Source organism: Burkholderia sp. lig30 (assembly GCF_000687455.2).
Taxonomy (GTDB): Bacteria; Pseudomonadota; Gammaproteobacteria; order Burkholderiales; family Burkholderiaceae; genus Burkholderia.
The window spans coordinates 73,004-87,781 of record NZ_JGVW01000049.1 but is presented as its reverse complement, the minus strand read 5'-3'; the positions used below and the strand labels follow the sequence as shown (position 1 = coordinate 87,781).

Annotated in this window: 15 protein-coding genes and 1 tRNA gene; 14 read left to right on the top strand and 2 right to left on the bottom strand. The window is 69.2% G+C overall.

Annotated elements, in window-relative coordinates; translation table 11 throughout:
* Window positions 1–128 precede the first annotated feature (128 nt).
* Window positions 129–509: a thioredoxin family protein gene (locus LIG30_RS03750; RefSeq protein ID WP_038709760.1), complete on the bottom strand. Its 381-nt coding sequence runs from the start codon at window positions 507–509 to the stop codon at window positions 129–131.
* A 92-nt stretch (window positions 510–601) separates the two neighbouring features.
* Window positions 602–1,765: a DNA-processing protein DprA gene (dprA, locus tag LIG30_RS03745; protein ID WP_235510166.1), complete on the bottom strand. Its 1,164-nt coding sequence runs from the start codon at window positions 1,763–1,765 to the stop codon at window positions 602–604.
* 188 nt (window positions 1,766–1,953) lie between these two features.
* Here dprA and def point away from each other — a divergent pair, with 188 nt between their 5' ends.
* The 14 genes from def to LIG30_RS03675 all read left to right on the top strand — a co-directional run bounded on the left by def (window position 1,954) and on the right by LIG30_RS03675 (window position 14,682).
* Entirely contained in the window at window positions 1,954–2,457 is a 504-nt protein-coding gene (gene def, locus LIG30_RS03740) for a peptide deformylase (RefSeq protein WP_038709758.1), read from the top strand.
* Between the two features lie 28 nt (window positions 2,458–2,485).
* Window positions 2,486–3,469, top strand: coding sequence for a methionyl-tRNA formyltransferase (fmt, locus tag LIG30_RS03735; RefSeq protein WP_038709756.1), 984 nt, complete (start codon window positions 2,486–2,488; stop codon window positions 3,467–3,469).
* A gap of 111 nt (window positions 3,470–3,580) precedes the next feature.
* Window positions 3,581–4,222 carry a LysE family translocator gene (locus LIG30_RS03730; RefSeq protein ID WP_038709754.1) on the top strand — a complete coding sequence of 214 codons (642 nt, stop codon included), beginning with the start codon at window positions 3,581–3,583 and terminating at the stop codon, window positions 4,220–4,222.
* Window positions 4,223–4,327: 105 nt separating this feature from the next.
* Complete coding sequence (htpX, locus tag LIG30_RS03725) at window positions 4,328–5,185, top strand: zinc metalloprotease HtpX (protein WP_038709751.1); 858 nt, start codon at window positions 4,328–4,330, stop codon at window positions 5,183–5,185.
* A 189-nt stretch (window positions 5,186–5,374) separates the two neighbouring features.
* Window positions 5,375–6,778: a 16S rRNA (cytosine(967)-C(5))-methyltransferase RsmB gene (gene rsmB, locus LIG30_RS03720; protein WP_038709750.1), complete on the top strand. Its 1,404-nt coding sequence runs from the start codon at window positions 5,375–5,377 to the stop codon at window positions 6,776–6,778.
* Entirely contained in the window at window positions 6,775–7,365 is a 591-nt protein-coding gene (locus tag LIG30_RS03715; protein WP_038709748.1) for a DUF4390 domain-containing protein, read from the top strand. Before rsmB ends, LIG30_RS03715 begins: the two co-directional genes overlap by 4 nt.
* On the top strand, window positions 7,355–9,751 hold the full coding sequence (gene esaS, locus LIG30_RS03710) for a sensor histidine kinase EsaS (protein WP_038709746.1): 2,397 nt from the start codon (window positions 7,355–7,357) through the stop codon (window positions 9,749–9,751). Before LIG30_RS03715 ends, esaS begins: the two co-directional genes overlap by 11 nt.
* On the top strand, window positions 9,752–10,441 hold the full coding sequence (gene esaR / locus LIG30_RS03705; RefSeq protein ID WP_038709744.1) for a response regulator transcription factor EsaR: 690 nt from the start codon (window positions 9,752–9,754) through the stop codon (window positions 10,439–10,441).
* A 61-nt stretch (window positions 10,442–10,502) separates the two neighbouring features.
* A tRNA-Phe gene (locus LIG30_RS03700) sits at window positions 10,503–10,578 on the top strand.
* 344 nt (window positions 10,579–10,922) lie between these two features.
* Window positions 10,923–11,657, top strand: a complete 735-nt coding sequence (gene queC, locus LIG30_RS03695) for a 7-cyano-7-deazaguanine synthase QueC (protein ID WP_038709742.1) — start codon at window positions 10,923–10,925, stop codon at window positions 11,655–11,657.
* Between the two features lie 70 nt (window positions 11,658–11,727).
* Entirely contained in the window at window positions 11,728–12,360 is a 633-nt protein-coding gene (queE, locus tag LIG30_RS03690; protein WP_038709741.1) for a 7-carboxy-7-deazaguanine synthase, read from the top strand.
* 18 nt (window positions 12,361–12,378) lie between these two features.
* Window positions 12,379–12,831, top strand: coding sequence for a 6-carboxytetrahydropterin synthase QueD (queD, locus tag LIG30_RS03685; RefSeq protein WP_038709739.1), 453 nt, complete (start codon window positions 12,379–12,381; stop codon window positions 12,829–12,831).
* A 316-nt stretch (window positions 12,832–13,147) separates the two neighbouring features.
* Entirely contained in the window at window positions 13,148–13,933 is a 786-nt protein-coding gene (locus LIG30_RS03680; RefSeq protein ID WP_038709737.1) for an HpcH/HpaI aldolase family protein, read from the top strand.
* A complete protein-coding gene (locus LIG30_RS03675; protein WP_038709736.1) occupies window positions 13,930–14,682 on the top strand; it encodes a tetratricopeptide repeat protein in 753 nt (250 codons plus the stop codon). Before LIG30_RS03680 ends, LIG30_RS03675 begins: the two co-directional genes overlap by 4 nt.
* Window positions 14,683–14,778 lie beyond the last annotated feature (96 nt).

The following is a 14,778-nucleotide window of genomic DNA, read 5'->3' as shown; positions in this document are numbered from 1 at the left end:
ATGGCGCCGTGGCGGCGTCTCGGGCGTGCAAAAAGCGGCTCATCATAGTAGGGGGCCGCAACGGCGGCAAGCGTCGAGCGCCCCGGCGCGGGCAAATCCGGGAAAATCCGGTCGCGCCGGCGCGCCGCTCAGGCTGCGACGTCCAGCAGGTTGCGCAATTTTGGTGCATGCGGCGACCCGGGCAGTGCGGCCAGGTCGGACAGCATTCGCTCGACGATCGCCGCGTGCGGCAACACCGTGCCGAAGAAGCGTGCGGCGTTCGCGTCCTCGATCAGGATCGTCGGGAAGTTCTCGACGTCGAGCTCGTCGAGCAGGTCGGCGTGGGTTTCGATGTCGATCCAGACGAGGCAGGCTTCCGGATGCGCGTCGGCGAGCCGGCCGAATGCTTCGCGGTATTCGCGGCACGTGCCGCACCACTCGGCGCACAGGCAGGCGACGAGCAGCGTGGCGGGATCGCGAAGGCGCTCGGCGATCCGGTCCGCGTCGGTGTCGAGATTCAGCGCGGGCATGATTTTCCTTGCTTGGTCGGCGGGCAGCGTGGCCGCCCCTATGCGCGGGACTGTAGCATGCCGCGCGCGTCGCGCGTTCACCAAGGTGCGGATCACGCATCGAGCCGGACGAAGCGGCCGCCGGGCAGGACTGTGACGTGGCCGGCCAGTTCGAGCGCAAGCAGGACCCGGTGCAGCGTCTCGTCGGGCAGCCCCGCGTGCTCGGCCAGCCAGTCGAACGTGACGGGGCCGTAGCCCAGTGCCGCGACGACGGCCTGCTCGACGGCGCTGTCCGGGGGGCTGGCAGCGGGCGGGGCGGGCGTCGGCGTCGGCATTTCGCTCAGGCCGAACTCCTCGAGGATGTCCGACGGCGTCGCCGCGAGCTTCGCGCCGTCGCGAATCAGCGCATGGCAGCCTTGCGCCAGCGGCGCGTGAATCGAGCCCGGCACCGCGAATACGTCGCGCCCCATTTCGTTCGCGAGCCGCGCGGTGATGAGCGACCCGGAGCGCGGCGCGGCCTCGACGACCAGCACGCCGCGTGCGAGCCCGGCGATCAGCCGGTTGCGCTGCGGGAAGTGTGCGGCGCGGGCCGGCGTGCCGAGCGGCCATTCCGACACGATTGCGCCGCGCGCGGCGATCTCGTGCGCGAGCGCGCGGTGCCGAGCCGGATAGACGAGGTCGGCGCCCGTGCCGATCACCGCGATCGTGCCCGAGCGGCCGTCCAGCCCGCCACGGTGCGCGGCGCCGTCGATGCCGAGCGCGAGGCCGGAAACGATCGCGAGCCCGGCGTCGGAGCAGGCGCGGGCGAAATGCGTCGCGTCCGCGAGCCCTTGCGGCGTCGCATGACGGCTGCCGACCACGGCGACGCCCGGCGCATGCAGCAGCGCCACGCTGCCCTTTACATATAGCAGCGGCGGCGGGTCGTGCATGCCGGCGAGCGTCGGCGGATAGGCCGGGTCGCCGAGCGTGACGATCCGGTTGCCGGGCGCGTCGAGCCACGCGAGCGCCGTATCGGTGCGCGCGTCGAGGTCGGCCGGCTCGGGCGCATGCACGGCCTGCGCGGCGGCGGGGCTGCTGGCCGCGGCAAGCGCGTCGCGGGGCGCGGCCAGCAGCGCGGCGGGCGAGCCGAACGTGTCGAGCAGCGCGCGCAGCACGGCGGGCGGCAAGCCGGGCGTGCCCGCGAGCCGCAGCCACGCGCGCAGCGCCGCGCGGCTCAGCGCGCGCGGCGACATGAGGGAGCCGTCGAACGGCGGCGCCTGCGGGCGACGAGCCGCCATGTTAAAATTTTCATTATCCGAAATTACAAGATGAGGCTGCGTGCACGCGCAGGCAGCCGGTTGCAGGGGCCGATCCGCGGGCGTCGATACGCCGCGCATCCGCCTCATCTTCATTGCATCCCGACGGCTGCGCCAGTCGGCCGGACGGCCGGTCCGCCGCGCGCCGCTTCACCCGATTACCGAACGCCATGGCTTTGCTCAACATCCTGCATTACCCCGACAAGCGGCTGCACAAGGTCGCCAAGCCGGTCGACAAGGTCGACGACCGGATCCGCACGCTCGTCGCCGACATGGCCGCGACCATGTACGCCGCGCCGGGCATCGGCCTTGCCGCGACGCAGGTCGACGTCCACGAGCGCGTGATCGTCATCGACATTTCCGAAGAGAAGAACGACCTGCGCGCGTTCATCAATCCCGAGCTCGTCTGGGCCAGCGACGGCCGGAAGATCTACGAGGAAGGCTGTCTGTCGGTGCCGGGCATCTATGACGAAGTCGAGCGTCCCGACCGCGTGCGGGTGCGCGCGCTCAACGAGCACGGCGAGACGTTCGAGCTCGACTGCGAAGGCCTGATGGCGGTGTGCATCCAGCACGAGATGGATCACCTGATGGGCCGCGTGTTCGTCCAGTACCTGTCGCCGCTCAAGCAGAACCGCATCAAGACGAAAATGAAGAAACTCGAACGCGCGATGTGACGCGCGTTCGCCCTGCCAGACCGTTCCCATGACACATTCGTTGCGCGTCATTTTTGCCGGCACGCCGGAATTCGCCGCGGCGGCGCTCGCCGCGATCCATCAGGCCGGTTTCCCTGTGCCGCTCGTTCTCACCCAGCCGGATCGGCCCGCGGGTCGCGGGATGAAGCTGCAGGCGAGCGCCGTGAAGCGCTATGCCGTCGAGCACGGCATGCCGGTCGCGCAGCCGCCTTCGCTGCGCCGCACGGGCAAGTTTCCCGCCGACGCGGCAACGGCGATCGAGCAGTTGCGCGCCACCCCGCACGACGTGATGGTGGTGGCCGCCTACGGCCTGCTGCTGCCGCAGGAGGTGCTCGACATCCCGCGTCACGGCTGCATCAACATCCACGCGTCGCTGCTGCCGCGCTGGCGCGGCGCCGCGCCGATCCATCGCGCGATCGAGGCGGGCGACGCCGAGACGGGCGTCACGCTGATGCAGATGGACGCCGGGCTCGACACGGGCGCGATGCTGCAGGAAGCGCGGCTCGCGATCGCACCTGACGACACGACCGCGACGCTGCACGACAAGCTCGCCGCGGACGGCGCGCGGCTGATCGTCGACGCGCTGGTCCGGCTGGAGCGCAGCGGCAGCCTGGCGTCGACGCCACAGCCCGCCGACGGCGTGACCTATGCCGAGAAGATCGGCAAGCACGAGGCCGCGCTCGACTGGCGCAAGCCCGCGGACGTGCTGGCCCGCCAGGTGCGCGCGTTTGATCCGTTCCCGGGCGGCGTGGCGATGCTCGACGGCGCGGCGCTCAAGCTGTGGGCAGCCGAGCCTGGCGCAGCGGCGGGCGAAGCCGCACCCGGCACGATCGTCGAAGCGGGGCCGGACGGCGTGGTCGTCGCATGCGGCGCCGGCGCGCTGCGGGTGACGCAGTTGCAGAAACCGGGCGGCAAGCGGCTGCCCGCGCGCGAGTTCCTGGCCGGCGCGCCGCTCGCCGCGGGGCAGCGGTTCGCGTTGCCCGACGCGGTCTGACCGCCATTTGACGCGGGCTGCCGCCCGCGCGCAACCGGCCGGACGGCCAGGTCGCGCGGTGCGGCGCTCGCGCGTAGAATTTCCCTGCGCTTTTCCGGTTCCGAGGTTCGCATGCTTGGCATCACCCATTTCGGCTTCTTTCTCGTCGCGGTTCTCCTGCTGAACGCCACACCCGGGCCGGACACCGCCTACATCGTCGGCCGCAGCGTCGCGCAGGGGCGCGGCGCGGGGCTGATGTCCGCACTCGGCATCTCGGCCGGCTGCTGCGTGCACGCGCTCGCGTGCGCGTTCGGCCTGACCGCGGTGCTGGCGGCATCGGCCACGGCGTTTACCGTCGTCAAGATGGTCGGCGCCGCGTACCTGATCTACCTGGGCGTGCGGATGGTGTTCGCGAAGCAGGCGGCGGGCGGCGACGCGCCGCAGGCCGCGCCGCGCGCGGCCGCGAAGCCGCTGCGCCAGCTGTTCCTGCAGGGCTTCTGGACAAACGTGCTGAACCCGAAGGTGGTGCTGTTCTTCGTGTCGTTCTTCCCGCAGTTCGTGTCGGCGGACAGCCCGCGCAAGGCGCTCGCCTTCCTGACGCTCGGCGCGGTGTTCGTCGCGATGAGCACGGTCTGGAACAGCATGCTCGCGTGGGTCGCCGGCAGCGTGACGCAGCGTTTTTCCGGCAAGCCGGGCGTGAAGAAATGGCTCGACCGGACGGTCGGCAGCGCGTTCGTCGGGCTGGGCTTCAAGCTCGCGACGTCACAGCGCTGAGATTGAATTTTTTCGATACGCACTCATCTAACGGAACGCTTACAATTTCACGCCGCGCGCTGGCGGCGCGCGGCGCGGGCGCGCATTCGGACAAGGAGTGGACGTATGTTCAACTGGGTTAAGACGGCGATGCTGATGGCCGCGATCACGGCGCTGTTCGTCGTGATCGGCGGCATGATCGGCGGGTCGCGGGGCATGACGCTGGCGCTGCTGTTCGCGCTCGGCATGAATTTCTTTTCGTACTGGTTCTCCGACAAGATGGTGCTGCGCATGTACAACGCGCAGGAAGTCGACGAGCGCAGCGCGCCGCAGTTCTACCGGATGGTCCGCGAGCTGGCGACGCGCGCGAACCTGCCGATGCCGCGCGTCTACCTGATCAACGAAGATGCGCCGAACGCGTTCGCGACCGGCCGCAATCCGCACCACGCGGCGGTGGCTGCGACCACCGGCATCCTGCGCGTGCTGTCCGAGCGCGAGATGCGCGGCGTGATGGCGCACGAGCTCGCACACGTGAAGCACCGCGACATCCTGATCTCGACGATCACCGCGACGATGGCGGGCGCGATCTCCGCGCTCGCGAACTTCGCGATGCTGTTCGGCGGGCGTGACGAGAACGGCCGCCCGGCGAACCCGATCGCCGGCATCGCGGTTGCGCTGCTCGCGCCGATCGCCGGCGCGCTGATCCAGATGGCGATCTCGCGTGCCCGCGAATTCGAGGCGGACCGCGGCGGCGCGCAGATTTCCGGCGATCCGCAGGCGCTCGCGTCGGCGCTCGACAAGATCCATCGCTACGCGGCCGGCATCCCGTTCGCGGCTGCCGAAGCGCATCCGGCCACCGCGCAGATGATGATCATGAATCCGCTGCACGGCGGCGGCTTGCAGAACCTGTTCTCGACGCACCCGGCCACCGAGGAGCGCATCGCGCGCCTGATGGAAATGGCGCGCACCGGCCGCTTCGATTAAGCGCGGCCGCTGCCGCCCGCGCGCGGCCGTGCACGCGGGCGCGCCGTTGCACCGGCGGTTCCGCCGCGTCGCCGCGCGTTTCCTCGTGCCCCCAAAGGGCGGCGGTGCCACGCGCTACAATGCGCGGTTTGGGATCGCAGCGGCGTCGCAGCGGTTCCGGCTCCCGCCGCTTGCCGACACCACGACCTGATGACACGCCCCCGTTCCTCCGCCAAACCTTCGCCCGTCCGCCCGGCCCGCTTCTCCGCGCTGCACCTCGCGCCCGATTCGCTCGGTTTCGCGCTCGATGCGGCCGCGCAGGCGGTCGACGCCGTCGCGCGCGGCACCGCGCTTCCGGCCGCGCTTGCGGCGGTGTTCGCGGGCATGGTGCCCGGCGCGCAGACGATCGCGCGGGGCGCCACGCAGGACATCGCGTACCGGACGATGCGCCGCCTCGGCAGCGCGGACTGGCTGATCGGCCGGCTGGTCAGCAAGGCGCCGCCCGCGCACGTTCATGCGGTGCTGGCCTGCTCGCTGGCGCTCTTGCTCGACGACGCGAGCGACGCCGCGTACTCGCCGTTTACCGTCGTCGATCAGGCCGTGACGACGATCGGCGCACGGCGCGAATTCGTGTTCGCGAAAGGGCTGGTCAACGCGGTGCTGCGGCGCTTCCTGCGCGAGCGCGCGGCGCTCGTCGCGGCGATGCAGGCCGATCCCGTCGCGCGCTGGAACTACCGCGCATGGTGGGTCGACGCGGTCGAGCGCGCGTGGCCGAATGACTGGCAGGCGGTGCTCGCGGCAGGCGACCGGCCCGGCCCGCTCACGCTGCGCGTGAACGCGCGCCGCACGACGGTCGACGCATATCTCGAATTGCTGCGCGCACAGGGCATCGACGCGGCCGCGATCGGCCGTCATGCGGTGCGGCTCGCGTCGCCGCTGCCGGTCGAGCGCATTCCCGGTTTCGCCGACGGCGTGGTGTCGGTGCAGGATGCGGGCGCGCAGCTCGCCGCGCAGTGGCTGGACGCGCGCGACGGGATGCGCGTGCTCGATGCGTGCGCTGCACCCGGCGGCAAGACGGGGCACCTGCTGGAACTGGCCGACGTCGAGGTCGTTGCGCTGGAGAGCGACGCGATCCGCGCCACGCGCATCGGCGAGAATCTCGCGCGCCTGTCGCTTGCCGCCGACGTGCGGGTCGGCGATGCGGGCACGCCCGCGCAATGGCACGACGGCCGGCCGTTCGACCGGATTCTCGCGGACGTGCCGTGCTCGGCGTCGGGCATCGTGCGCCGCCATCCGGACATCCGCTGGCTGCGCCGCGCGACCGACATCGATGCGCTCGTCGCCGAGCAGCGGCGCATCCTGTCGGCGCTGTGGCCGCTCGTGAAACCGGGCGGCGAATTGCTCTACGTCACCTGCTCGATCTTCCCGGAAGAGGGCGAGGCGCAGGCGCGCTGGTTTGAAGCGGCCTGTGAAGATGCGGTACGATTGGACGCACCCGGCCAGCTGCTGCCGTGCTCCGTCCCGGGCGGGCCGCAAGACGGTTCGGGGTCGAGCGAGCCTGGCCAGCACACCGATCACGACGGATTTTTCTACGCGCGGTTCCAGAAACGGTGACGATCAAACACCTCTTTCCACTTCGGCTCGCGGCCGTGCTGATGGTCGCGCTGACGCTGTGCCTCGCCGTGGCGACGCCGGCGCGCGCCGATTCGATTTCCGTGCAGCGCGCGTCGCTGCAAGCCGACGGCAGTGGCTGGAGCCTCGATGCCCGCTTCGATTTCGAGCTGAACGCCAACCTCGAGGATGCCGTCAACAAAGGCATCCCGGTCTACTTCACGACCGACTTCGAGCTGGGCCGCGCGCGCTGGTACTGGTTCGACGAGCAGCCGGTGTCGGTGTCGCAGACGATCCGCCTGTCGTTCCAGCCGCTCACGCGCGAATACCGCGTATCGACGGGGGGGCTGCAGCTCGGCTTCGGCACGCTGAAGGATGCGCTCGCGGTCATCAAGCACGTCACGTCGTGGCACGTGATCGACAAGGGCCAGGTGCGCCAGGGCGAAACGTACACTGCCTCGGTGCGGATGCAACTCGATACGGCGCTGATGCCGAAGCCGTTCCAGGTCGATGCGGTGAACAACCGCGACTGGACGCTCGTGTCGGACTGGAAACGCTTTACCTTCACGGTGGCCGAACGTGCTAAATAAGGTTCGTCGCGCGCCCAACGGGAAGAGCCTGCTGATTCGCGTGATCGTCTCGACCGTCGCGCTCACCGCGCTGCTGCTGCTCGTGCTGCTGGCGGCCGCGAGCGCGAACACCGAATTCTTCGATCGCTACTATTCGTGGCTGTACGCGACGAACATCGTCGTCGCGCTGGTGTTCCTGCTCGTCGTGCTCGGTCTCATCGGGATGATCGTCGTGCGGCTGCGCAAGGGCAAGTTCGGCACGCGGCTGCTCGCGAAGCTGGCGGTATTCTTCGCGCTCGTCGGCGTGGTGCCGGGCGGCATCATCTACATCGTCTCGTACCAGTTCGTGTCGCGCAGCATCGAGTCGTGGTTCGACGTGAACGTCGAGACCGCGCTGACCGCGGGCCTGAACCTCGGCCGCGGCACGCTCGACGCGTCGTTGTCCGACCTGCAGACGAAGGCGCGCCTGATGGCAGACCAGCTCGCGAGCGCGGACGCGGCCACGAACGGCACGACGCTCACGCTGCTACGTCTGCGCGACCAGTTCGGCGTGCAGGACGCGACGATCGTCGAGCCGGGCCGCGGCGCATCGGGCGCCGCGCCGGATCTGCACATCGTCGCGCAGGCATCGGGCAATTTCTCCGCGTTGATTTCCGACGACCTGCCGACGCCGCTGATGCTGACCCAGGCGCGCGAGCACGGCGGCTACGCGGCGATCGAAGGCGAGGTGGACGGCGATCCGCACGCGCACGGCTCGAAAGGCGCATTGCGGCTGCGCGTGGTGCGGCGCATTCCCGACGCGAGCACCGCGCTGCTGCAGCCGGCCGAGCGCTACCTGCAGCTCACGCAGCCGGTGTCGCCGACGCTCGCCCGCAACGCGGACGCCGTGCAGCGCGCGTACCGCGAATATCAGGAGAAGTCGCTCGGCCGCACCGGCCTGCGCAAGATGTACATCGGCACGCTGACGCTTGCGCTGTTCCTCGCGACCTTCATCGCGATGATGCTCGCGCTCGCGCTCGGCCAGCAACTCGCGCGGCCGCTGTTCCTGCTCGCGCAGGGGACGAAGGAAGTCGCGGAAGGCGACTACACGCCGAAGCGCGAGATCAAGACGCGCGACGAGCTGGGCTTCCTCACGCAGTCGTTCAATGCGATGACGCGCCAGCTGTCCGAGGCGCGCCTCGCGGTCGAGAAGAACCGCGTCGCGCTCGAGCATTCGAAGACGTATCTCGAGAGCATCCTGGCGAACCTGACCGCCGGCGTGTTCGTGCTCGATCGCCAGTTCCGGCTGACGACGGCCAACCGCGGCGCGGAGCGGATCTTCCGCCAGCCGTTCAATTCGATGATCGGCACGACGCTCGACCAGATCGGCGTCGTCGCGGAGTTCGGCGCGATGGTCCGCAAGGCGTTCGCGGATCGCGAGGCGGCGTCCGACAGCGGCAGCGATCGCGGCCACTGGCAGCAGCAGCTCGCGGTCGAGGTGCCGGGCGAGGCCGATCCGCTGACGCTGCTGGTGCGCGGCACGCGTCTGCTGTCGACGCTCGACGCGGACGCCGACGACGCGCAGACGTCGGGCTACGTCGTCGTGTTCGACGACATCTCCGACGTGATCTCCGCGCAGCGCTCGGTCGCATGGGGCGAAGTCGCGCGCCGGCTCGCGCACGAGATCAAGAATCCGCTCACGCCGATCCAGCTGTCGGCCGAGCGCTTGCAGATGAAGCTGACCGACAAGCTCGCGCCGGCCGACGCGGACGTGCTCAAGCGCGGCGCGACGATGATCGTCAACCAGGTCGCGGCGATGAAGCGGATGGTCGACGATTTCCGCGAATATGCGCGCACGCCGCCCGCGGTGCTCGGGAATCTTCAATTGAACGAGCTGGTCAGTGAAGTGCTGGGCCTGTACGGCGTCGGCGAGGGCAAGAGCCCGATCGTCGCCGAGCAGGCGCCGTTGCCGGTGATTCGCGGCGACGCGACGCAATTGCGTCAGGTCATCCACAACCTGCTGCAGAACGCGCAGGATGCGGTGGCGGACGTCGAGCTTCCGCGTGTGTGGCTCGAAACCAAGACAGTAGAATATGGCGATCCCGACGCCGAGGGCAAAACGCGCGTCGCGGTACGCCTCACCGTGTCCGACAACGGGCCGGGTTTTCCGGCGCGCATCCTCACGCGCGCATTCGAGCCTTACGTGACGACGAAGGCGAAGGGCACCGGCCTCGGGCTGGCTACGGTGAAGAAGATCGTCGACGAGCACGGCGCACGGATCGATCTGCGCAATCGCATGCACGGCGAGACCGTCGAAGGCGCGCAGGTGTCGATCCTGTTCCTGCAACTGGCAGACGAGGCGTCAGGCTCCGATGGCGGAGCGGCATCCGGCAAGACAAGAGCAACTGTGCAGACAAAGGCAGCGTAAATGGCAACCATCCTGGTGGTAGATGATGAAATGGGCATCCGGGAATTGCTCTCGGAGATCCTCAGCGACGAAGGACATCTCGTCGAGGTGGCGGAGAACGCGCAGGCTGCGCGGGAGTACCGCCTCAACCAGGCGCCCGATCTCGTGCTGCTCGATATCTGGATGCCCGATACCGACGGCGTGTCGCTGCTCAAGGAATGGGCGGCCCAGGGCCTGCTGACGATGCCCGTGATCATGATGTCCGGGCACGCGACGATCGACACCGCGGTCGAGGCGACGAAGATCGGCGCGCTCGATTTCCTCGAGAAGCCGATCGCGTTGCAGAAGCTGCTGAAGGCGGTCGAGCACGGTCTCGCGCGCGGCGCGGCGCCCGCGCAGATGGATGCGTCGGCGAAGCCCGCGACCGGGCCGACAGCGATCGCGTCCGCGGCGGCGCTGCCGACGGCCGGCGACGACATGACCGTCACGCTCGGCGTCGCGGGCCACACGGCGGCGATTCCGTTCGACATTCCGTTGCGCGAGGCGCGCGATGCGTTCGAGCGCGCGTACTTCGAGTATCACCTCGCGCGCGAGAACGGCAGCATGACGCGCGTCGCGGAAAAGACCGGCCTCGAGCGCACGCACCTGTATCGCAAGCTCAAGCAGCTCGGCGTCGAGCTGGGCAAGAAGCCGTCGGAAGGGGTTGCATAAAAATTTTTGCGAAAGGGCTTGCGCGGTTTCGTGTACATAGATATACTTTCATTTCTTCGTTGGCCCGGTAGCTCAGTTGGTAGAGCAGCGGATTGAAAATCCGCGTGTCGATGGTTCGATTCCGTCCCAGGCCACCAAGTATTCAGCCCCAAGAATCGTCAGGTTCTTGGGGTTTTTCGTTTGTGGCGGGTGCCGCGGCAGTGCCCGGCCAGCTTCCGCGCAGCGTGATAAAATCCAGTCCGCTCAATGACTTAACGCGGGCATGGCGCGTGCCTCGCGCCCCGCTCCGGGTTGGCCGCGCCGTCGCGCGGCGCCGATGTCGCACAGACGGGCGGGTGACGCGCCTGCTGTCTTCGATGCGGGCGGCACGGCCCATGCGGGCTGAGCCGGCGCCGGCCGGCACGCGTCGCGTTGTCTCGCGGCGGCGGGTCGCCCGAGCGCGCAGCGCGGCGCGAGCCTACATCATTCTCGGAGTATCACGGTGACTCGGACAGACGCTAAAGACGGCGCGCTCGTGTTGTTTTCCGGCGGTCAGGACTCGGCCACGTGCGTGGCATGGGCGCTCGAACGCTATCGGACAGTGGAGACGCTCGGCTTCGACTACGGCCAGCGCCATCGCGTCGAGCTGGAGTGCCGCGAGAGCGTGCGCGACGCGCTGAAGCGCCAGTTCCCCGCGTGGGCCGGGCGGCTCGGCGACGATCACCTGGTCGACCTGTCGGTACTCGGCGCGATCAGCGATACGGCGATGACGCGCGCGATCGAGATCGAGACCGCCGCGAGCGGGCTGCCGAACACGTTCGTGCCCGGCCGCAACCTGATGTTCATGACGATCGCCGGCGCGATCGCCTACCGGCGCGGGCTGCGCGTGCTGGTCGGCGGCATGTGCGAGACGGATTTCTCCGGCTACCCGGACTGCCGCGACGACACGATGAAGGCGCTGCAGGTCGTGCTCAATCTCGGCATGGACACGCGCTTCGTGCTGGAGACGCCGCTGATGTGGCTCGACAAGGCGGACACCTGGCGTCTCGCCGAGCAGCTGGGCGGCCAGGCGCTCGTCGAGCTGATCCGCGTCGAGACGCACACCTGCTACGTCGGCGAGCGCGCCGAGCTGCATGCATGGGGCTTCGGCTGCGGCGAATGCCCGGCCTGCAAGCTGCGCAAGCGCGGCTACGACGCGTACCTGAAGGGCGAGCAGGTGACCGAAGCGCCGCTGTGACACGCGTGCGCCGACGGCGCACAATGATTGAACCGATCGACAACGAGTGGCGCGAGCCGGACGAAGGACGATGACTTACGCGGTCAAGGAAATTTTCTACACGTTGCAGGGCGAGGGGGCGAACGCCGGCCGGCCGGCCGTGTTCTGCCGGTTCGCCGGCTGCAATCTGTGGTCGGGCCGCGAGGAAGACCGCACGGACGCGATGTGCCGCTTCTGCGACACCGATTTCGTCGGCACCGACGGCGAGAACGGCGGCAAGTACAAGGATGCCGCGGCGCTCGCGGTGAAGATCGCGAGCCTCTGGCCGGAAGGCGAGGCGCACCGCTTCGTCGTCTGCACCGGCGGCGAGCCGATGCTGCAGCTCGACGCGCCGCTCGTCGATGCGCTGCACGCGGCCGGCTTCGAGATCGCGATCGAGACCAACGGTTCGCTGCCGGTACCCGATTCGATCGACTGGATCTGCGTGAGCCCGAAGGCCGACGCGCCGCTCGTCGTCACGAAAGGCAACGAGCTGAAGGTCGTGATGCCGCAGGACAACCAGCGGCTGGCCGATTATGCGAAGCTCGACTTCGAGTATTTCCTGGTCCAGCCGATGGACGGTCCCGCGCGCGACCTCAACACGAAGCTCGCGATCGACTGGTGCAAGCGCCATCCGCAGTGGCGGCTGTCGATGCAAACCCACAAATATCTGAACATTCCCTGAGCCTCGGCTTTTGACATCGTGCTGATTACCCGAAAACTCGAATTCGACGCGGGCCACCGCATCCCCGATCACCGCAGCCAGTGCCGGAACCTGCACGGGCATCGCTACGTGCTCGAAGTCACGTTGCGCGGCGACCTCGTCGATACCGAGGGCGCGCCCGATCGCGGCATGGTCATGGATTTCGCCGACGTGAAGGCGCTCGCGGTCGAGCACCTGGTCAGCAAGTGGGATCACGCGTTTCTCGTCTACGCGCGCGACGAAGTCGTGCGCGCGTTCCTCGAGAAGATGGCCGATCACAAGACGGTCGTGCTCGACCGGATTCCCACCGTCGAGAATCTCGCGGCGGTCGCGTTCGACATCCTGTCGAACGTCTACGACGCCCATTACGGCGTCAATCTGCGCCTCGAGCGCGTGCGGCTGTACGAAACGCCGAACTGCTGGGCCGACGTCGAGCGCCCGCCCGCCCGCTGAGCCTGTCTTTGCGGCAGCCCGCCCGTCGGCGCAGGCTGCCGATGCCGCACCACGACGTGCTGCCCCATGGCGGCAGCACGTTCCCGCTCCGCTGCAGCCCTTCCCACATTCTGTCCTGCGTCGCGCTATGATCGTCGAATGGCGTCCGCGCACGTCCGCTCGAACGGCCGGCTTTGCCCGATCGCCCGCTGGCGGCCGATTCGCGTTCGACGGCCGGGCCCGGCGCCGCTGAACGACTGCGCCGGTGACGCACGGCGTGACGCATCCTGCCCGTTGCTTGTCCTGTTCGATGCCCTTTCCGCAAGGAGGCGTTTCGATGAGCGCGCTCACCAATTCCCTCAAGCAGCGTCTGCGCGACGGTGACGAACCGCTTTACGGCCTGTGGCTGACGCTCGCGAGCGCCACCGCCGCGGAAGCGCTCGCGCACGCCGGCTACGACTGGCTTTGCATCGACATGGAGCATGCGCCGAACGACAGCCACGACGTCGCGTCGCAACTGCGCGCGGTCGCGGCTGCGCACCTGCCGAGCGAGCCGCTCGTGCGCGTGCCGGCGTGCGACGCGTGGCTCGTGAAGCGCGCGCTCGACGCGGGCGCGCGCACGCTGATGTTTCCGGACATCGGGACGCCCGACGAGGCGGTGCATGCGGTCCGGCTCACGCGCTATCCGTCGCCGGACGCGCCGGACGGGCTGCGCGGCGTCGCGGGACTCGTGCGGGCGGCGGCATACGGGATGCGGCGCGATTACGTGGTGACCGCGAATGCGCAGATTTCCGTGGTCGTGCAGATCGAATCGGCACGCGGCGTCGACCAGGTCGAGCGGATCGCCGCGACGCCGGGCGTCGACTGCCTGTTCATCGGCCCGGCCGATCTCGCGGCGAGCCTCGGGCATCTGGGCGACACGCGGCATCCGGACGTCGAAGCCGCAATGGCGCGCGTGCTCGCGGCGGGCCGGCAGGCGGGCGTCGCGGTCGGCATCTTCGCCGGCGACACGGCGGCCGCGCGGCAGTACCGCGACGCCGGCTACCGGATGATCGCGCTGTCCGCCGATGTCAGCTGGCTGTTGCGCGCAACGCGGCAGGCGTTGCAGGAGGTGCGGTCATGAACGGCATCGACGGTGCGTGTCGCCGCGCGCTTGCGCGGGCGATGCGCAGGCGCGGCATCGCGCTCGCGCTGTCGGCCGCATGCGGCGCGGCATGCGCGCAGGGCACGCCGCGCGTACAGCCGGACGTGGCGCGCGAGACGGCGTCCGCGGTCGCCGACTACAACGCCGGCAACTATCGCGCGGCGCTCGTGCAGTTCCACGACGCGGCCGAACGTGGCGACCGGCTCGCGCAGTTCAATTACGCGATGATGCTGATCACGGGCGAGGGCGTGACCGCGAACGTCGACGAAGGAGTGCGCTGGCTGAAGCGCGCGGCGGGCGCGAACATGTCGCACGCGCAGTACGTGTACGGCCGGATGCTCGACGACGGCGAATTCGTCGCGCGCAATCCGGCCGAAGCGCATCGCTGGTTCCTGAAGGCCGCTCGGCAGGGACACGTGCAGGCGGAACTCGCGCTCGCGAACCAGTTTCTCGACGGGCGCGGCACGCCGCGCGACAACCGCCAGGCGTTCGTCTGGTACAAGCAGGCTGCCGACGCGGGCGAGCCGACCGCGCAATACGTGACCGCGTCGTTCTACGAGCGCGGCGGCGACGGCGTCGAGCAGAACCTGAACATCGCGCGCGCGTATTACGCGGCGGCGGCCGCCCAGGGCGACGAAACGGCCGGGCTGAAATTCCGTGAATTGAGCGAGCGTGTGAAGGCGCATGGCGGGGCGGCCGGAAGCGGCTCCGGCGCCGTGCCGCAATAAAAAAGCGGCGCACGTGGCGCCGCTTCGATTTACCGTCGGTCTGCGGTCTGCGGTCTGCGGTCTGCGCTTTCCGCTACAGATTGCCGCAACGGCTCG